22 protein-coding genes and 1 tRNA gene are annotated in these 17,686 nt (G+C 67.2%); 11 read left to right on the top strand and 12 right to left on the bottom strand.

The window, feature by feature from the left end; translation table 11 throughout:
- The first annotated feature begins 56 nt into the window (after positions 1-56).
- From ACWPM1_RS00500 to ACWPM1_RS00475, 6 genes are all read left to right on the top strand, one after another.
- On the top strand, positions 57-1,193 hold the full coding sequence (locus ACWPM1_RS00500) for a TonB-dependent receptor (protein ID WP_455692894.1): 1,137 nt from the start codon (positions 57-59) through the stop codon (positions 1,191-1,193).
- A gap of 39 nt (positions 1,194-1,232) precedes the next feature.
- Positions 1,233-2,417 (top strand): TonB-dependent receptor, encoded by a 1,185-nt coding sequence (locus ACWPM1_RS00495; RefSeq protein WP_455692893.1) that lies wholly within the window; start codon positions 1,233-1,235, stop codon positions 2,415-2,417.
- Positions 2,418-2,480: 63 nt separating this feature from the next.
- Complete coding sequence (locus ACWPM1_RS00490; protein WP_455692892.1) at positions 2,481-3,023, top strand: hypothetical protein; 543 nt, start codon at positions 2,481-2,483, stop codon at positions 3,021-3,023.
- Between the two features lie 56 nt (positions 3,024-3,079).
- Positions 3,080-3,634 carry a dCTP deaminase gene (gene dcd / locus ACWPM1_RS00485; RefSeq protein ID WP_455692891.1) on the top strand — a complete coding sequence of 185 codons (555 nt, stop codon included), beginning with the start codon at positions 3,080-3,082 and terminating at the stop codon, positions 3,632-3,634.
- A 45-nt stretch (positions 3,635-3,679) separates the two neighbouring features.
- Positions 3,680-4,855 carry a saccharopine dehydrogenase family protein gene (locus ACWPM1_RS00480; protein ID WP_455692890.1) on the top strand — a complete coding sequence of 392 codons (1,176 nt, stop codon included), beginning with the start codon at positions 3,680-3,682 and terminating at the stop codon, positions 4,853-4,855.
- A 60-nt stretch (positions 4,856-4,915) separates the two neighbouring features.
- Positions 4,916-5,413, top strand: coding sequence for a DoxX family protein (locus tag ACWPM1_RS00475; protein WP_455692889.1), 498 nt, complete (start codon positions 4,916-4,918; stop codon positions 5,411-5,413).
- Here ACWPM1_RS00475 and ACWPM1_RS00470 read toward each other — a convergent pair.
- On the bottom strand, positions 5,410-7,572 hold the full coding sequence (locus tag ACWPM1_RS00470) for a TonB-dependent receptor (protein ID WP_455692888.1): 2,163 nt from the start codon (positions 7,570-7,572) through the stop codon (positions 5,410-5,412). The two genes, ACWPM1_RS00475 and ACWPM1_RS00470, sit on opposite strands and share 4 nt — an antisense overlap.
- A gap of 163 nt (positions 7,573-7,735) precedes the next feature.
- Positions 7,736-7,810 (bottom strand) — tRNA-Gly (locus ACWPM1_RS00465).
- A 183-nt stretch (positions 7,811-7,993) separates the two neighbouring features.
- Here ACWPM1_RS00465 and ACWPM1_RS00460 point away from each other — a divergent pair.
- From ACWPM1_RS00460 to ACWPM1_RS00450, 3 genes are read left to right on the top strand one after another with little or no spacing between them, the layout of a single operon-like run.
- Positions 7,994-8,893 carry a tetratricopeptide repeat protein gene (locus ACWPM1_RS00460; protein WP_455695087.1) on the top strand — a complete coding sequence of 300 codons (900 nt, stop codon included), beginning with the start codon at positions 7,994-7,996 and terminating at the stop codon, positions 8,891-8,893.
- Between the two features lie 2 nt (positions 8,894-8,895).
- Positions 8,896-9,507: an LON peptidase substrate-binding domain-containing protein gene (locus ACWPM1_RS00455; protein ID WP_455692887.1), complete on the top strand. Its 612-nt coding sequence runs from the start codon at positions 8,896-8,898 to the stop codon at positions 9,505-9,507.
- 29 nt (positions 9,508-9,536) lie between these two features.
- Positions 9,537-9,695 (top strand): hypothetical protein, encoded by a 159-nt coding sequence (locus ACWPM1_RS00450; RefSeq protein ID WP_455692886.1) that lies wholly within the window; start codon positions 9,537-9,539, stop codon positions 9,693-9,695.
- On the opposite strand, the gene ACWPM1_RS00445 is transcribed toward ACWPM1_RS00450, so the two are convergent.
- From ACWPM1_RS00445 to argB, 5 genes are all read right to left on the bottom strand, one after another.
- Positions 9,696-10,331, bottom strand: coding sequence for a MarC family protein (locus ACWPM1_RS00445; RefSeq protein ID WP_455692885.1), 636 nt, complete (start codon positions 10,329-10,331; stop codon positions 9,696-9,698).
- Between the two features lies 1 nt (position 10,332).
- On the bottom strand, positions 10,333-11,058 hold the full coding sequence (locus ACWPM1_RS00440; RefSeq protein ID WP_455692884.1) for a hypothetical protein: 726 nt from the start codon (positions 11,056-11,058) through the stop codon (positions 10,333-10,335).
- 15 nt (positions 11,059-11,073) lie between these two features.
- Positions 11,074-11,970 carry a bifunctional methylenetetrahydrofolate dehydrogenase/methenyltetrahydrofolate cyclohydrolase FolD gene (gene folD, locus ACWPM1_RS00435; RefSeq protein ID WP_455692883.1) on the bottom strand — a complete coding sequence of 299 codons (897 nt, stop codon included), beginning with the start codon at positions 11,968-11,970 and terminating at the stop codon, positions 11,074-11,076.
- Positions 11,970-12,251 carry a YggT family protein gene (locus ACWPM1_RS00430; protein WP_455692882.1) on the bottom strand — a complete coding sequence of 94 codons (282 nt, stop codon included), beginning with the start codon at positions 12,249-12,251 and terminating at the stop codon, positions 11,970-11,972. The genes folD and ACWPM1_RS00430 overlap by 1 nt, the downstream gene beginning before the upstream one ends.
- Before the next feature lie 71 nt (positions 12,252-12,322).
- The gene (gene argB, locus ACWPM1_RS00425) at positions 12,323-13,219 is read right to left on the bottom strand and encodes an acetylglutamate kinase (RefSeq protein WP_455692881.1); all 897 of its coding nucleotides are present in this window, start codon (positions 13,217-13,219) and stop codon (positions 12,323-12,325) included.
- Positions 13,220-13,350: 131 nt separating this feature from the next.
- Between argB and ACWPM1_RS00420 the strand changes: the two genes are divergently transcribed.
- Entirely contained in the window at positions 13,351-13,791 is a 441-nt protein-coding gene (locus tag ACWPM1_RS00420) for a nuclear transport factor 2 family protein (RefSeq protein WP_455692880.1), read from the top strand.
- A gap of 59 nt (positions 13,792-13,850) precedes the next feature.
- Here ACWPM1_RS00420 and ACWPM1_RS00415 read toward each other — a convergent pair whose 3' ends face one another.
- The 4 genes from ACWPM1_RS00415 to ACWPM1_RS00400 all read right to left on the bottom strand — a co-directional run bounded on the left by ACWPM1_RS00415 (position 13,851) and on the right by ACWPM1_RS00400 (position 15,615).
- Positions 13,851-14,363, bottom strand: a complete 513-nt coding sequence (locus ACWPM1_RS00415) for a ferritin-like domain-containing protein (RefSeq protein WP_455692879.1) — start codon at positions 14,361-14,363, stop codon at positions 13,851-13,853.
- Positions 14,364-14,454: 91 nt separating this feature from the next.
- Entirely contained in the window at positions 14,455-14,748 is a 294-nt protein-coding gene (locus tag ACWPM1_RS00410) for a TFIIB-type zinc ribbon-containing protein (RefSeq protein ID WP_455692878.1), read from the bottom strand.
- Between the two features lie 107 nt (positions 14,749-14,855).
- Positions 14,856-15,236, bottom strand: a complete 381-nt coding sequence (locus ACWPM1_RS00405) for a hypothetical protein (RefSeq protein WP_455692877.1) — start codon at positions 15,234-15,236, stop codon at positions 14,856-14,858.
- Positions 15,237-15,384: 148 nt separating this feature from the next.
- Positions 15,385-15,615, bottom strand: coding sequence for a KTSC domain-containing protein (locus ACWPM1_RS00400; protein ID WP_455692876.1), 231 nt, complete (start codon positions 15,613-15,615; stop codon positions 15,385-15,387).
- Positions 15,616-15,714: 99 nt separating this feature from the next.
- Between ACWPM1_RS00400 and ACWPM1_RS00395 the strand changes: the two genes are divergently transcribed.
- Positions 15,715-16,206 carry a YbjN domain-containing protein gene (locus ACWPM1_RS00395; RefSeq protein WP_455692875.1) on the top strand — a complete coding sequence of 164 codons (492 nt, stop codon included), beginning with the start codon at positions 15,715-15,717 and terminating at the stop codon, positions 16,204-16,206.
- A gap of 224 nt (positions 16,207-16,430) precedes the next feature.
- Here ACWPM1_RS00395 and ACWPM1_RS00390 read toward each other — a convergent pair whose 3' ends face one another.
- Positions 16,431-17,669 (bottom strand): sulfotransferase domain-containing protein, encoded by a 1,239-nt coding sequence (locus ACWPM1_RS00390; protein WP_455692874.1) that lies wholly within the window; start codon positions 17,667-17,669, stop codon positions 16,431-16,433.
- Positions 17,670-17,686: the final 17 nt, after the last annotated feature.

Here is a 17,686-nt window from a genome sequence, read left to right as displayed (position 1 = left end):
AGGTTTCAATATGGAGCATTGGCAATGCGGCCAAGCGCGCCGCTCAGGAGAGACCGATGATCACCCGCACGCCGCTTGCCGTCCGCAGCCTCCTGGCTGCCTCCGCCTCGATCGCCGCCCTCATGGGCGCCCCGGTCACGGCGCAAGACGCCGCCGACACCGATACGGATACGACCGTGGCCGAGGAAGCGGCGGACAGCGGAGAGATCGTCATCATCGCGCGTAAGCGCGAAGAGCGCCTGCTCGACGTGCCGATCGCAGTGACGGCGCTGGGTGACGAACAGCTCGAGGCGCTCGGCGCCAACGACCTTTCGGGCGTTCAGGGCGCGGTTCCCAACGTCAACATCGTCCAGGGCCGCGGCTCTTCCGCCAGCGCGAACTTCTTCATCCGCGGCATCGGCCAGCCGGATGCGCTGCAGACCTTCGACCCTGCCGTGGGAGTCTATGTCGACGGCGTGTATCTCAGCCGCATCCAGGGCGCGCTGCTCAACCTGTTCGATGTCGAGCGGGTCGAAGTGCTGCGCGGACCGCAAGGCACGCTTTACGGCAAGAACACCATCGGCGGCGCGGTCAACGTCGTCAGCAAGAAGCCGAACCTCAACGACCTCAAGGGCGAAGCGAGCTTCACCTACGGCCGGTTCGACGAGACGACCGCCAAAGCCTATGTCTCCGCGCCGCTGGTCCCGGGCACCCTCGCCCTGAGCTTGGCCGGTATCTACGATGACCGCGACGGCTTCGTGATCGATCCGATCACGGGGCGGGACTACAACGACCGGAACAACCTGGCCGGCCGGGCTATCCTGCGCGGCAGCTTCGATGCGGTCGAGGTCATCCTCTCGGGCGACTACACCCGCCAGCGCACCGGGCTGACGCTGGGCTGCGCCACTACCGATCAGATCGGGCTCAACTACAACGCTACGCTCACCGCAGTCACGCCATTTGTCATCGCTCCTGCCGGCAATTGCGCGAACTACGATTACCGCACTTCGACCAGCCTGACCGGCGACAAGGGCCAAAAGCTAGACCACTGGGGCGTGTCGGGCACCGTCAACGTCGAGCTTGGCGGTCCGCTCTCGCTGACCTCGATCACCGCCTACCGCGAACTGACGCCCGAGTTCTTCATCGACATCGACGCGACCACTGCCCGTACCGGCGACGTATTCGTCGGCGTTGACCAGAAGCAGTTGAGCTAGGAACTCCAGCTCAAGATCGATGCCGATGCGCTGGCCGGTGTGTTCGGTCTCTATTACCTCAACGAAAAGGTCGCCTCGCATCAGGACGCCGATGCCAGAAGCTACCTGCGCTATCTCGGTACCCCGCTGAACTTCAGCCGCACCATCGACGATGAGCAGGAACTCGACAGCTACGCCGCGTTCGGCCAGTTGACCTACGACTTCTCGGATGCATTCTCGCTCACCGCGGGGCTGCGCTACACCAAGGAGACCAAGCGGTATAACCGACTGACCACCGCACTGCTCGCCAGCCCGGTGTTCCCGACGCTGGTGATCCCGAGCAGCTTCCAGTTTCCCAACAATCTGCCCGCGCCCTTCAACACGGTAGACACGGTGGACTTCGAAGCGTGGACGCCGATGGTTTCGGCAAGCTTCAAGCCGACCACCAACACCCTGCTGTACGCGTCGGCCAGCCGCGGCTTCAAGTCGGGCGGATTCAACGGTCGTGTAAACGCGCTGTCGGACGTCACCCTCGAGGTGAACGGCGTGACCACGCTGGTGCCGTACTTCGCCCCGGAGAAAGTCTGGACCTACGAGGCGGGCGCCAAGGGTAGCTTCCTCAATGGCCGGGTCACGCTGGCACTCGCCGCGTTCCACTCGGACTATCAGGATTTTCAGGCCCGGGTCGGCGGGGGCAACACCGGTATCACAGGCGGCAGCTTCCCGGTGATCAACGCGGGCGCGCTGAGCATCGACGGCTTCGAGTTCGAAGCGACGGTCAAGCCCTCGCAGCCGCTGACGATCATGGCCTCGCTCGGCTACCTCGACGCGGACTACGACGAGTTCACCGACGGCCGCCGGGCGCCAGCCTTCAGCTGCAACCCGACCGGCAACGAGATCGTTTGCGAGCCTGCCTTCGCGCCACCGATCACCGCCCGAATCGGGGTCGACTACACAGTCCCGATCGGAAGCGCATCGCTCAGCCTCGGCGGCGACGCCCGGTTCGTCGACAAGCACTTCTTGTCGGTCGACAACCGCCAGGGCCTGACGGAGGACGGATACTTCCTCGGCAATGTCTACGCCCAGGTCGACTTCGAGAAGTTCTACCTGCGCGGCATGATCAAGAATGTGACCGGCGAGCTCTACAAGACCGACGGTCAGGAATTCAGCGCCGTAGCCAACATCCAGACCGTCTACTTCGGCGATCCCCGTACCTGGCAGCTCACGGTGGGTGCCCGGTTCTGATTGCATCAACCGGCTGAATTCGCGGGTTCAATCGGGCGGGCAGCAATGATAGAGCGCGGTGCAATGCGTCGCGCCCTTTTCGTTCGCCTGTGGGTTGCCCTGATCGCCGCTGTGGCCCTCGCGTGGTCGCCGGCGGCTGTGGCCAAAGTCTCGGTCAGCTTCCACAGCTTCAACGGCTCGGCGTTGTTCGGCCGCTTCCCGCATACCTTCATCGTTCTGCACGGTACGGAGGAGGCGACCGGGCGCAGCGTCAACGAGAACTACGGCTTCACCGCCAAGACGGTGAGTCCGGCCGTCCTCAACGGTCCGGTGGTCCACGCGATCATGACCGAGAAGGCCAAGTACATCACGAGCACGAACCGCCATTTCACCATCGAGCTCAGCGACGCCGAGTATCACGCGATCGTCAAGGAGGTCGCCCGCTGGCGCGACGCGCCGGGCAAATACTACGACCTCGACACGCGCAACTGCATCCACTTCGTGGGGCGGATGGCCGAGCTCGCGGGGCTCAAGGTGGATTATCCCAAGGAGCTGCTGCGCAAGCCCAAGGCCTGGCTCAACCGCGTCTCCAAGCTCAATCCGCAGCTCGGCGCCAAGCAGTTGTAGCGGATAAGCCGCGCCGGCCGCTTGCCGCGCGGGGGCCTGTCGGGAATCACGGCCCCATGGCGATTCTCTCCGACCGCTGGATCCGCGAGGCCGCGACCACCCGCGGCATGATCGAACCTTTCGTCGAGAGCCAGCGGCGCGACGGGGTGATCAGCTACGGCCTGTCGTCCTACGGCTACGACGCTCGAGTGGCCGACGAATTCAAGATCTTCACCAACGTCGACAACGCCATCGTCGACCCGAAGAACTTCGCCGACACCAGCTTCGTCGACCGCAAGGTGGACGTCTGCACGATTCCGCCCAACTCGTTCGCGCTCGCCCGGACGGTCGAATACTTCCGCGTGCCGGAGGACGTGCTGGTCATCTGCCTCGGCAAAAGCACTTATGCCCGCTGCGGGATCATCGTTAACGTCACCCCGCTCGAACCGGGCTGGGAAGGCCACGTGACGCTGGAGTTCTCCAACACCACGCCGCTGCCCGCCAAGATCTACGCCAACGAGGGCGCGTGCCAGTTCCTGTTCCTCGCGGGCAACGAGCGGCCGGAAGTCACCTACGCCGACCGGGCGGGCAAATACATGGGCCAGCGCGGGGTGACGCTGCCGCGGCTTTGACACGCGAGGCGCGGCGGCGCATCTTCACTCCAAAGGGAGAGATGCATGGCTGACCGCGAATTCGACATCGTCGTCTATGGTGCGACCGGTTACACCGGGCGGCTTGTCGCCGAGCATTTCGTGCGCGAGTACGGCGGCAAGCCCGATGCGCCCAAGTGGGCGATGGCGGGGCGCAGCCTCGACAAGCTGACCGAGGTGCGGGATGCCATCGGCGCGCCGGCCGCGACGCCGCTGGTGGTCGCCGATGCGAGCGATCCCGGCACCCTCGACGCGATGTGCCATCGCACCCGCGTGGTGTTGACCACGGTCGGCCCGTACCAGCTCTACGGCAGCGAGCTCGTCGCCGCCTGCGCGCGCAGCGGCACCGACTACGCCGATCTCTGCGGCGAGCCCGCCTGGATGCGCGAGATGATCGAGGCGCATCACGAGCACGCCAAGGCGAGCGGCGCGCGGCTGGCGTTCTCCAGTGGCTTCGATTCCATCCCCTTCGATCTCGGCGTGCTCATGCTGCAGAAGGAAGCCGTGGCGCGCTTCGGCGAGCCGGCGCCGCGCGTCCGCGGGCGGGTCCGCGACATGAAGGGCACGTTCTCCGGCGGAACCGCCGCCAGCCTTACCGCGACGATGAAGGCGGTGGCGAAGAACCCCAAGCTCGTCGCCGTGCTGCAGAGCCCGTTCGCGCTGACCGAGGACTTCGCGGGTCCCGACCAGCCGATGGGCCTCGTCCCGCACTACGAAGAGGACGTTGGCCGCTGGGCCGCGCCGTTCATCATGGCGACGATCAACGTCAAGAACGTCCACCGCACCAACTACCTGCTCGGTTTCCCTTACGGCGAAGATTTCCGCTACGACGAGATGATGCTCACCAGTCCGGGCGAGGCGGGCAAGGCGGCGGCCAACGCGGTGGTCGACCTGCTCAAGAACCCGTTCGGCGCCAAGCCGCCCTCGCCCGGCGAAGGCCCGAGCGCCGAAGAGCGTCAAAACGGCTTCTACGATGTGCTGTTCATCGGCGAGATGCCGGGCGGCGAAAAGCTGCGCTACGCCGTCAAAGGCCGCTACGATCCCGGATACGGATCGACCAGCCGCATGCTGGCCGAGACCGGCATGGCGCTGCTTGCGAGCGACGCGCCCGGCGGGATCGGCACGCCGGGCTCGATCCTGGGCGAGGCGCTCGTCGAGCGCCTCCGCGAACACGGCGAGATCAGCTTCGAGGTCGAAGACTGATCCTCTGGCACTTTTGATTGCGGTCGCGCGTTATGGGTCAAACGGGGAAGGAGCCAGCCAATGTCCGCCATTGCCGCATTTTTCGGCCGCCTGATGCTTGCCGCGCTGTTCGTGCTCGCCGGCATACCGAAGATAATCGACCCGTCGGGCGCGGCGGCCATGCTGCAATCGGCCAATCTGCCGGGCAGCCTTGCGCAGCCCGCGGGGATTTTCGAGGTGGTCGCCGGCCTGCTCCTGGCGCTGGGGTTCATGACGCGGCTGGTGTCGATCCTGCTGGCCGGTTTCACGCTGCTGGCGACGTTCTTCTTCCACAACCAGTTTGGCGACCCGCTGCAGGCGGCGATGGCGCTTAAGAACGTGGCGATCACCGGCGGGCTGCTGGTGGTTTTCGCTTACGGCCACATGCGCTGGAGCTACGACCACATGCGCGCCTCGCGCAAGGGCGAGGTGGCGGCGGCCAAGGCCGAAGCCCGCGCGCATGACGCCGAACTGCGGGCCGCTCGCGCGGAAGGCCGGGCGACCGTGCTCGACCGTGACGGAGACGGCCACCCCGGCTAGAAGCTCGCCCGCACGCTCAGCTTCACGTTGCGGCCCGCCAGCGGGACGAAGTCTTTCGTGAAGCTCACATGGCGGCGGCCCTCGACGTCGAACAGGTTCTCGCCCTGCAGCATCACGGTGACGGTGTCGTCGCCGCGCACGGGCTTCCAAGCGATCGAGGCGTTGAAGAAAGTGAAGCCGTCGGTCGGCGTTTCGTTGGCCGCCACGCGATCCTGCGCCGAGGTCCACTTCACCTCGCCGCGCAAGTCGAAGCGCTCGGTGCGGGCTTCGAGCGCGCCGAGCAGCGAGAGCGGCGGAATGCGTGGTACCGGGCTACCGTCGTCGAGCGAGGCGCGCACGTAGTCGCCGCGCAGGTCGGCGATCAACGTGAAGGGCCCGCTGTCGACGATGGGATAGCTGATCTCGCCCTCGATCCCGCTGTAGGTCGCGTCGCGCTGAAGGGTCTGGAACACCGGTAGCCCATCGAGCTCGGCGCCGGTCTCCTGCTGGTAGACGTAGCCGGTGAACCAGTTGCGATAGGCCGCGACGCTGATCGTCCCCGGCCCGATGCGGCCGCGCACGTAGCCCTCAAGGCCCCAGGCCCTCTCAAGCCCAAGGTCCGGATTGCCGATCTCGTAAGCCTGGGTGGCGATGTGCGGTCCGTCGGCGAATAACTCTTCGGCGCCCGGCGCGCGGGCCACCCGGCTGAGGGTAGCGCCGACCCGCAGCCCGCCTTCGGTTTCGTGCGCCAGGCTGACGGCGCCCGAAGCGGCATTGAAGCGCCGCTCGATGCCGAGGGTGTTCGCGTCGACGGTGGTACGCTCGTACCGTCCAGCGAGCTCCACCTGGAGCGGGCCGGCGGCGAACTCCTGCAGCGCAAACAGCGCCCACTGGTCGGTCAGGTTGGGCGGGACATAGGCCTCGGCGCCGGCCGCGCGGAAATCGCGGGTGTAGTACTGCGCGCCGATCTGGCCCTGCCAACTGCCGCGGCGCGCCTGCACGAGCTCGACCCGGCTTTCCAGCCCTTCGACGTCGAATTCGGTCCCGACTTCGTCGCCTTCGAATTCGGTATGGACGTAATCCGAGTACCCGGCGCGCACGGTCAGCGCCTCGAACAGGCCATTGCCCAGCGCGACCCGCCCGCGCAGGTCGGCGCGGTACTGCCGGAGGCCGATCGAGACCGGCACGTCTCCGTGCTGTTCCTCCTCGCCTTCGGCCCCCTCGCCTTCTTCGTGATGATGCCCCGCGCCCGGCCGCGAGGGTACGCCGTAGCGCGTGTCATACACGCCTGCCGAGATGCCGAGATTGCTGCTCCCCTGGAAGAAGGCGATTCCGGTGTTGGCGCTCCAGGTTTTGGTCGAGCTGTTCGGTAGCACGCCCCTCTGGCCGGCCGTCTCGCGTAGCTCTTCCGCCTCGTCGAGGTGGCCTTCATTCTCCTCCTCGTCGGCGGTCTCTAGCAGCTGGGCGCGCAGCGATTCGGAGAGAACGAAGCCGGGGATCTCCATGTCGTCGGTTTCGCGCCAGGTGCCATCGGCGTGAACCACGAAGCCGCCACCGAGCCGCGCGTCGAGCGAAGCACCGGCCTCGCGCAAGTCGTAGGCCGTGTCGGCGGCGGCGATCCCATCGAAATGGAAGGGCTCGTCGAGCGGCCGCTGGGGGATGCGCTTGTCGATTACGTTGACGGCGCCGCCAATCGCTTGGCTGCCGTAGAGCAACACCGCCGGTCCGCGCAGCACTTCGATCCGCTCGGCGGTGAGCGGGTCGATGCTGACGGCGTGGTCGGCCGAAGTGTTTGAAGCGTCGATCGCGCCGATCCCGTCGATCAGCACTTTCACCCGTTCGCCGGCAAACCCGCGCAGCACCGGCCGCGAGGCGCCGGGCGAGAAGCTTGTCGCGGTGACCCCGGGCTCCTTTGCCAGGACATCGCCGAGTTGGCCCGCAAGGTTGCGCTGCAGCTCGACACCTTCGACCACCGATGTGCCAGCAAGCGTGTCGAGCTGCGTAAGTCCGTCGGCGGTGACGACGATTTCGGTACCGGATCGGTTGTGATAGTCGTCGTCGCGCTCCGGAGCCGGGGCGGGCGCCTCCTGCTGCGCGTTGACCGCGGTCGCGGCGGTGAACGCCGACGTGGCCAGAAGGAGAGCGAGCCCTCGGCGGGACGCATCATGATATATAGTCACGTCGCGCCGTTTAGCCTTGTGTGTGAGCCGCGCAAGTGTTCATGTCGCGCGGTTCGTCGAGCCGAGAGGCCTTGTCGACGAACCGCTACCGGGGACTCGAGAAGCTGCAATGGGAGAGCCGGCGCACCCCGACACCAGGGACTTGCACGTCGGAACAGGCAAATGGAGCGGGCGAAGGGATTCGAACCCTCGACCCCGACCTTGGCAAGGTCGTGCTCTACCCCTGAGCTACGCCCGCTCACTGGCGTTCGGCCGGGCACAGGGCCGAGCCGGGGAGGCGGCCAACTAGCAACAGCGCAGATGCGCCGCAAGCGCAAAACGCGCGGCACCCTTTTCGCTTCACAAACGCCTGCGAACGCCCACATTGGGCAGTGCGCAACCGCACTTCAACAACGCACAAGGGGACCGATACGTGGCCAGCATGGGGCTGAACCTCGAAGAAGAAAAGGCGGTCGCCCGCTTCCGTGCCGACGTCGTCGAGCCGTCGATGACCAAGCTGGTCGTGCTCGATTTCTGGGCCGAATGGTGCGGTCCGTGCAAGGCGCTCACCCCAGTGCTGGAGAAAGTCACGGCGGAATACGCCGACAAGGGCGTGGTGCTGGCCAAGATCAATGTCGACGAGGAACAGTTCATCGCGGCGCAGTTCCAGGTGCGCTCGATCCCGACGGTCTATGCGATGTACCAGGGCCAACCGGTTGCCGACCTGACCAATGCGCGGAGCGAATCGCAGTTGAAGGCCATGCTCGACCAGCTTCTCGCGCAACTGCCCCTGGGCGCCGGCGAGGAGGCTGGTCCCGACGTGAGCGAGTTCGTGGCGATGGGCGAAGGAATTCTCGCGGAAGGCGACGGCGAGCGCGCCGCTGGGATCTTCCAGCAGGTCATAGAGATGGTGCCCGAGCACGCGGCCGCCTATTCCGGCTTGATCCGCGCGCTACTCGCCGCGGGGCGGACCGACGAGGCGAAGGCCCATGCCGCGGGGCTCGATGAGAAGCTCGCGGCCGACCCCACATTGACCGCAGCCTTGGCCGCGCTCGAGCTAGCGGGCGACAAGGTCGACGATAGCGAGTTGCAGGCCCTGCGCGCCGCGGCCGCCGAACGCCCGGCTGACATGGACGCGCAAATGGCCTTCGCGGAGGCAGCATTCGCCGCCGGCGAGCGCGATGCCGCGGCGGAAACCCTGCTCGCCATGATCCGCGCCGACCGCGAATGGAACGGGGGAGCCGCGCGGGCTCGCCTGGTGAAGATGTTCGAAGCCGTCGGCCTTGAGGATCCGTGGACCGTCGCCATGCGCCGCAAGCTGTCGACGGTGCTGTTCGGCTGACGATGCCGACGCGGCTGTCCATCTTCCCCCTGCCCGGTGCGATCCTCTTTCCGGGATTGCACCTGCCGCTGCATATCTTCGAGCCGCGCTACCGCGCGCTGGTGGGTGACGCGCTCGCGCGCGACCGGCGCATCGCGATGATCCAGCCGCAGACCGCGGCGGACGGAGCACCGCTTTATGACGTCGGCTGCGTCGGCAAGATCGACGAGGTCGAGGCGCTCGACGACGGGCGCTACAACATCGTTCTCGCCGGCGAAGCGCGCTTCCGGGTGCGGCGTGAGCTAGAAGTGGTGACGCCGTTCCGGCAGGTCGAGGCCGACCTGCTGCTGGAAGACGAGCATGCCGCGCTCGCGAGCGTCGAACGCGCTGGGTTCGAACAAGAGGCTCGCGCCTTTGCCGAAGCGCAGGGATACCTCGTCGACTGGGACTCGGTGGCCCGGCTCGACGACCGCACCCTGATCGACGGAGTGAGCCAGATCGCCCCGTTCGACCCCGCAGCCAAGCAGGCGCTGCTCGAGGCCGGCACCCTTTCGGAACGATGCGAGCTGCTCATCCAGCTCATGCAATTCTTCGGCCGCTCCGATCCGGTCGAAGGTCGGGTAACGCTGCAATAGCGCGCAACGCGGCGCGCAAGCGGGGGCTAATGGACTGCACGATCTACGAGTGGGAAGCGCCGGTCCAGTCTGGAAGGCCGGAAGCCCGCGCCACTCTCGGGCGCGACCTGAAGCGCGTATTTCCCGTCATTGTCGACGAGAAGTTCATGGTGCTGCTGCGTGCGCTCGATCGTCCTACGGCGGGCTGATTAGGGACCGAAGCTCTCGCGCAAGCCGTCGATCACGTACTGCGCCGCGAGTGCCGCGAGCAGCACGCCGAGAAGCCGGGTGATGACGGCCTCGACCCTGGCGCCGAACAGCCGCATCAGCGGGCTGGCAGCGACGAGCGCGAGTAGGGTCAGCACCAGTACCGCGCCCAATGCGCCGAGAACGACGAGCGTACCCTCCCAGCCTTGCGCTTTGGCGGTGAGCAGCATGACCGAAGCGATCGCGCCCGGCCCGGCGAGCATGGGCATCGCCATCGGGAATACCGAAACGTCGTCGACCTCCGCGGTCAGCGCATTTTCGGCTGCCACTTTCTCGGCGCGCGCCTCGCGGCGCTGGGTGCGCTTCTCGAACACCATGTCGAGGGCGATCAGGAACAGCATGATGCCGCCTGCGATGCGGAAGCTGTCGAGCTCGATGTGGAGCGCGTTGAGGAGGTCCTCGCCGAACAGCGCGAAGACGACGAGGATGGCGCCCGCGATCAGGCATGCCCGCAGCGCCATCGCGCGGGATTGCGCCGGGGTCGCGCCCTTGGTCAGCCCGGCATAGATCGGCGCGCACCCCGGCGGGTCAATCACTACGAACAGCGTGACGAAGGCAGAGAGAAACAGCTCGACCATGTCAGCAGGTGGGCGCTGTGCCCCCGGCGGGGACGGGCGGCGCGCTCGAAGTGCGGCGGAAGACCTCGGTCATCGTGCCGCCCTGCAGCGCGGTGACGGTAAGCGTGCGGCGGCAATCGCTCGCGAACTGGGTCGTCCACGTTAACGTGCCGTCGTCGGAGCGGCCGGATTGCCAGGCCTCCCCCCGGCGGGCACGCCGAGCGCGGCGGTCACGGAACGAGCGGCTGCCGGCGGCGCAGTCTGCGCTCCGGCCGGAGATCATTTCGCGCGTCGCATAGTCGGCTTCGAGGTCGAAGCCCTGGTCGATCACCCAGCGGTACTCGCCGTCGTCCTGCCGCTGCCAAATCGTCGCGAAGCGGCTTTTGCGGCCACTGGGATACGATGCCGGGCCGGTCGAAAGCGCAAAGCTGCCGTCGCAGCTGACCCACACCGCGTCGGGTCCCCAGACAATCGGCTGCGCAGGGTCGGGCACGCCCTTAAGCGAGGCCTGAACGTTTACGGGTTTGGGCTCGGGAAATATCGCGTCCGATGTGGACCACTTGCGAAACGCCGTCCAGGTTCCCTTCTCGCGCGCCTCCCGAGCGAAGGCGAGCTCGGCGGCGATCACCGTGCTCGGCTCTCCGCGCGAGACCAGTCGGCGGGCTCGCGGGTCGCTAGGTTCCCGTGGCGTGGAGGCGCACCCGGCGAGAGTGGCAGCGACAAGAGCGGCGGCGGCGAAACGGATCATGCCCGCCGTTCTAGCCTAGAGTGCGTCCGCCGCAAGCGGGACCCCGGCATTCCGGTGCGCGGCGACCAGCGCGTTGCGCAGCAGCACCGCGATGGTCATCGGGCCCACGCCGCCGGGGACCGGGGTTATCGCTCCGGCGACCTGACGCGCTTCTTCGAACGCTACGTCGCCGACCAGCCGGCCCTTGGCGGCGCCCGGTTCGGGCTCGAGACGATTGATGCCGACGTCGATCACGACTGCGCCGGGCTTGATCCAATCGGCCTTGACCATCTCTGGCCGGCCAACCGCTGCCACCACGATGTCGGCGCGGCTTACGACCTCGGGAAGGTCGCGCGTGCGGCTGTGCGCTATCGTGACGGTGGCGTTGGCGTTGACCAGCAGTTGCGCCATCGGCCGCCCGACGAGCTGCGAGCGGCCGATCACCACCGCGTTCTTGCCGGACAAGTCGCCCAGCCGCTCTTGGAGCAGCATCATGCAGCCGAACGGCGTGCACGGAAACAGTCCCGCCCGCTGGTTGGCAAGTGCGGCAATGTTAGCGTCGGTCAGCCCGTCGACGTCCTTCACCGGATCGATGAGTGCGATAATCGCCTTGTCGTCGAGGTGCGACGGTAGGGGCAGCTGGACCAGGATGCCATCGACCGCCGGGTCGGCGTTAAGCTGACGGACCAGCGCTTCGAGATCTTCCTGCGCGGTGTCGCCGGGCAGCTTGTGCTCGAAGCTCGCCATGTTCGCGGCGATCGTCGCCTTACCCTTTGACGCCACATAGACTTGGCTGGCCGGATCGTCACCGACCAGCACCACCGCGAGGCCTGCTTTTCGGCCCGCAGCACGCTCGAACTCTGCCGCGGCGGTCCCGACCCGCTCCCGCAGCCGCGCGGCGAACGCCTTTCCGTCGATAATCTCCGCGCTCATCAGATCGGCCGCAGGCTTTCGAGGACGATGATCACCGCGTAGATCAGCAAGAGCAGGACCATGGGCGAGAAGTCGATCGCGCCGGTATCGGGCAGCACCCGGCGGATCGGCCGCAGCAGCGGCTCGAACAGCCGGGCGATAGCGTCGTGCACCGCCACGAAGAAAGTGTTGTCGCGCCCGATCACGTTGAAGCTGAACAACAGCCCGATGATGAACCAGATGATGACGAGCATGTTCGCGGTGTTCGCGAGCATGATGAAAATCTGGATCAGGGCGTCCATCGTGTCCTCGGGTTGCTGGTCAGCCCGCCTCTAGCCGAGCGCCGGGCGGTGTATCAATCAGATAATACGCGTCACTCGGCACGGATGAGCGTGCCCGCCCCGCGTGTGGTGAAGAACTCGAGCAGCATGGCGTGGGGGACGCGGCCGTCGAGCACCACCGCCGCCTCGCACCCGGCCTCGACCGCGTGGACACACGTCTCGAGCTTGGGGATCATCCCGCCGCTAATCGTCCCGTCGGCCTGAAGGGCGGCGATGTCCGCGGGGTTGAGGGCAGTCAGCAACGCACCGTCCTTGCCGAGGACTCCCGGCACGTCGGTGAGAAGGAACAGCCGCGCCGCGCCGAGCGCTGCCGCCAGCGCGCCGGCCATCGTGTCCGCATTAATGTTGTAGGTGTGGCCGTCGTCACCCGCCCCGATTGGCGCGATCACCGGGATCATGCCGGCGGCGACCGCGGTGTCGATCAGGGTCACGTCGATAACAGAAGGCTCTCCCACGAACCCGAGGTCGATCGCCTGCTCGATATTGCTCTCGGGGTCCTTGACCGTCCGCTCGACCTTGGTGGCGGTGACCATTCCGCCGTCCTTGCCCGAGACGCCGAGCGCCTTGCCGCCCGCCTGGGCGATCCAGCCGACCAGTTCCTTGTTGATCGCTCCGGACAGGACCATTTCGGCGATTTCCGCGGTCTTCTTGTCGGTCACTCTGAGGCCGTCGATGAAGGTACTTTCCACGCCCAGGCGCTTGAGCATGGCGCCGATCTGCGGCCCGCCGCCGTGGACCACGACCGGGTTAATGCCGATCGCCTGGAGCAGGACGACGTCCTGTGCGAAGTCCCGCGCCGCGTCAGCATTGCCCATCGCGTGGCCGCCGTACTTCACCACAAAAGTGCGACCGGCATAGCGCTGAAGATACGGCAGCGCCTCTATCAGCACTTCGGCCTTAGCCAGCATCGCCTGGGTATCGGCGTCCATCGGAGTTCCTCGTAGCGGTGGCCGCGGCGCTTAGCGCGCGCGGGATCAGGTGGAAAGCGCCTGCTGCCGGTTGCTGAAAGTCAGGTTCGCGGCTAGGCGATTGGCATAACCGGCAACAAGACGGGTCGCGAGTGAACACTGATTTCCGGCAGCGCCTTGAGGCTGCCTACGACGCATGGGGCGCGAGCGGGGGCACTACGCCCGCCGCATTCTTCGAACTGATGGACGACGGCATCGAGTTTCACTCGGTGCTCGAGCGCGAGTTCCCGGCCGACCGCTTGAGCGGACCGTTCTACGGCAAGGGCGCGGTGATCGGCTACTGGGCGGCGATCGCGGAGAGCTGGGAGCTGCTGACCACCCGCACTGAAGCGGTGCTCGCCGATGGGGACCGTGTGGTATGGGTCGGCCGCGTGCGCTGGCGTCACCGCCGGACGCTGCGCGAGATGAGCACGCCCAAGGTGGATGTCTGGACGGTGTGGAAAGGGCGCGCGATCCGCTACCTCGAGATGTTCGACAGCGCATCCTATGCGCGGGTGGCGGGCCTTACCGATCCGCCGCCCGTCGAAGCCTGAGCGGCATAGGAAAAGGCGGCGCTCCTTGCGACGCGCCGCCCTCCTGAACGGTCAACCGATCAGCTGATGGCGTGCTTGAGCTGGCTCATCTCGTCGTGCCCGGCGCGGACCGAGGTCCACGCTTCCTCGACTGCCGCGCGCGCTTCGGCGGGCAGGTCGGCGTTGTTGCGGGCGGCCTCGAACTTGGCCTTGAGGTAATCCTCGCCGCGCTCGACTTCGTTGACGATCGCCTCGTCGTCGCGGCCGACGACCGCTTCCTTGAGGTTGATCCAGCCGCGGTGGATGGCAGCCGTCGTGCTGCCGTCGGCTTCCGGGTTGCCGCCAAGCTGGGCGACCACCGCCTGCAGCTGGGTGACGGCCTGGCGGCGCTCCTGCGCGCGGGCGTTGAACATCTCGGCGAAGCGCTGGTTGGTCGTGTCGGCGGCAGCCTTCTGGTAGCCGTCGATCGAATCGATCAGCGTCGCGGTGAGGGTGTTGAGCGTCGCGGTGTCGCCGGTGCTCGCGGTGTCGTTGTCGTAAAAGTTGCTCGAGCCCTGGCTGGTGCCGGTGCGGGTGTAGTCGTCGTTGTCCATGTGGGCGTCCCTTGGGTTACAAATGTTTGGGTGCCCGTAGAGCGAACGGCGCGCGCGGTTGTTCCGGCCATCCGGCAACCGCGCGGCACGCTCAGTCGAACAGTTCGTCGAGAAAACTGCGCTTCTTTTTGTAGGGCTTGGAATGGCTGCCGTGGCCATAGCCGCCGTGCGAATGGCCCCCGTGCTGCGTGTAGTTCGGCGCCGGCGCCGGCGCGACCGCCTGCGGCGCGCTGCGCTCGACGATCTTGTCGAGTTCGCCGCGGTCGAGCCACACGCCGCGGCACTGCGGGCAATAGTCGATCTCGATCCCCTGGCGGTCGCTCATCGCGAGCGGAACCCGGCAGACGGGGCATTGCATGGCGGCGACTTCGGCTTCGGTGCGCATCGGGTACTCCTGTTGATCTGGCGCCTCAGATGGGGCGCACGCCGCGCATGCGCAACGGCCGCCCTTCCGTGAGGAAGAGCGGCCGCGCCGGATGGTCCGTGCGAGGCTCAGGCGCCGGAGCCGCCCTGCCGATCGCCACCGAATGAATCGTCACGCGCGGTGCCAAGCTCGTCATCTTCGTCGCTGGCGCCCGGCGAGCGCTGCTCGCGTGACTGGTCCTGCTCGTACTGACGGCTGCCGTCGCCCATGCCGCCCTGGTCCTCGCCGAAGTCGCCCTGGCTGCCGGCGCCGCCTTCGCTGCCCGAGCCGTAGCCCGACTGGCCGGTGCTGCCGCCCTGCTGGTCCTGCAGCGAGCCCGACTGGCCTTCGCCCTGTTCGAACTGGCCGCCGCCCTGTGAGCCGCCCTGGCCGACCTGGGCGAACTGGTTGCCCTGCTGACCTTGCTGGCCCTGCTGCTGGCTGCGGTTGTTATCGTTGCGCTCGTTCATGTCGCTATCCTCTTCCTTGGTTTCCTGTGCCCGCTCGTTGGCGGGCGCAGGGGGAGAGCGGCGGGGCGGGACGCCGGTTCCGAACTGTGCGCCATATCGGGACTCGTTTGCGCCAAACCGCTGTAACCACCCGCAAACTTGCCAAGTATCAGGCGAGCGGCGGGTCGTCCGGTCCGGGCCACTCGGGCAAATGCTCGAAGGCGAAGCGGTTGCGCACCGTGCGGTTGAGGAACACGCCCTTGGCGCGCCATTGCCGCATCTCCTCCGCCAGGTCGGGCGGCACGCCAAGGTAGCGATAGACCCGCCCGCTGACGAACTCGACATCGAGCGCGGCCAGCTCGCGGCGGTAGGCGTAGCGGCGGACGACGGCGGACGGCATGACGCCGGTCCAACGCCCGAGCGCGCCGGCCGTGCCGCGCCGCCGTTGACAGGCGCGCGGCTTGCGCCACACTCGCGCCAAAAGACGGGGGAGGAGGATATGAGCAGAACCACGGCGGCCCTCGCGGCCGCGGCGATCGGGCTGGCGCTGCCGGCGGCGGCGCAGGCGCAGACGGCAGCTTCCGCGATGGTCCGGGCGCAGGATCCGGCGAGCGTCGTCGCGGCGCTGCAGGCGTACGGGCTGCGCGCCGAGCTCGGCACCGACAAAGTCGGCGATCCGATGATCGGCAGCGCGGTCGACGGCACCGCTTTCCAGGTGCTGTTCTACAACTGCAAGGACAACCGCGAGTGCGCCACGGTGCAATTCCACGCCGGCTACGACCACGACGGCGTCTCGCTGAACGCGATCAACGAGTGGAACCGCAGCCAGCGCTTCGGCCGCGCCTTCCTCGACAAGGAGGACGATCCGATTCTCGAGATGGATCTCGACCTCGACGATGGCGGGCTCAGCCGCGCGCTATTCATCGACAACGTGGAATTCTGGGAAGCGCTGGTGCCCCGGTTCGAGGAAGCGATCGGCTTCGACCGGTGAGGCTTTCCGTGCACCGCTCGATGCCGGTTTAAAGTTCGCGCCCGGCTCACCAGTCGATCTTGGCGCGGTCGAGCCGGGCGAGGTGCTGCAGCAGCGCGTTGTCGTCCGCTTTACGGCGGATGGCGCGGAACCGGCCGCAGTACACTTTGACCTGGAGCAGCCCGCTGGCGAAGCGCCGCGCGGGATCGATCCCTGTGGCTTTCTCCGAGGCCAGATTTACGCGTTTATGGTCCTTGCCCAGCGCCGCGTCCCACGCCGCCGCGAACCCCGCCGCGCCGGGGCGCCGGCGCAGGCGATAGGCGCTTTCCCGCCGCATCCCGACCGCTTCGGCCGCAGCGGCTACCGATCCGGTCTGCGCCAGCATGCCGATAAATTGGGCCTGCCGCTCGTGCGTCCACCCGTCGCCGCGCGGGCGAACGGGAACGGGGTGGAAGGCCGGGATGCGGCGGCGGCGGTGCCGGTGGGGCTTGGGTGTCTTGTCCATCGACGAGGATGGAGCAGATTTGCCGCTTGTAGGAAAACGGTTTGGGCCTAGCCGGCGGCCGCCCGGTCCACCTCGCGGCGAGCGAGGCAAAGTCGGCGTGCCCGGTCGCCGGCGCCACGCGCTCGGCCCACAGCGCGTCGATCTGCGCGGCGATCGAGGCGGGCAGGGCGGCGGCCTGGCTGGCTTCGGCCTGGACCTTGGTCGAATCGCTGTCGGCGGGAATGCCGAGCTTGGCCTCGAGCGCGGCGGAGACCATCGCGTCGTCGAACTTGTCCTTGTGCGCGTACATGAATTCGCGGGCGGTCATCCGCTCGACCTCGGCGACCATCGCCTCGCTCGGCTCGATCCCCATGAACGCCGCGAGCCGCCGGATCATCGCCGGCCGGTTCTTCACCGCCCAGCGATAGGTGGCGAGCAGCGTGTCGGGCTCGTCGCGCCGCGCGTACCAGCTCAAGAGGTGGGTGAAATAGTCGCACCCGCCCGGGCCGCCGGTCATCCACAGCGGGAAGAACTCTTCGAGGGTCACCGCGCCGCGCTCGAAATGCCAGCCATCGAAGAAGCGGTGGAACGAGACGTAGGTCTCCTTCGGGTCGCGCAGGGTGACGACGTAGCGCCGCCCGGCGGGCTGCCGCTCGTACTCGCGGTGGCTCTTGAACCCGCGTGGATCGGCGCGCTGCGGGCCGTTGGGATCGTAATCGATCACCGGCGCGGTGTCCTCCCACGGGGTCATCCGGCTGATGTCGTCGAAATCCATGTCGCCCGCCCCAGTGGCGGCGATCATCCGCAACTGGTGGAACATCTGCTGCATCATGGTGGTGCCGCTTTTGGCCCAGCAGGTGATGAACACGTCGCCCGGCGCGCTTTCCAGCGGGCGGAAGCGGACGGGCGGAAAGTCGCCGAGCGCGGTGAAGTTGATCACCGTCTCCTCGACATTGCGCGCGCGGCGGCCGAGCCCACCTTGCTTCAGGCCTGCGGTCATGCGGGAAACCTCCCTCT

This window comes from Tsuneonella sp. HG249 (assembly GCF_053819205.1).
Note: the sequence above shows the minus strand (reverse complement) of the source record. Positions and strands in the feature narration are given on the sequence as shown.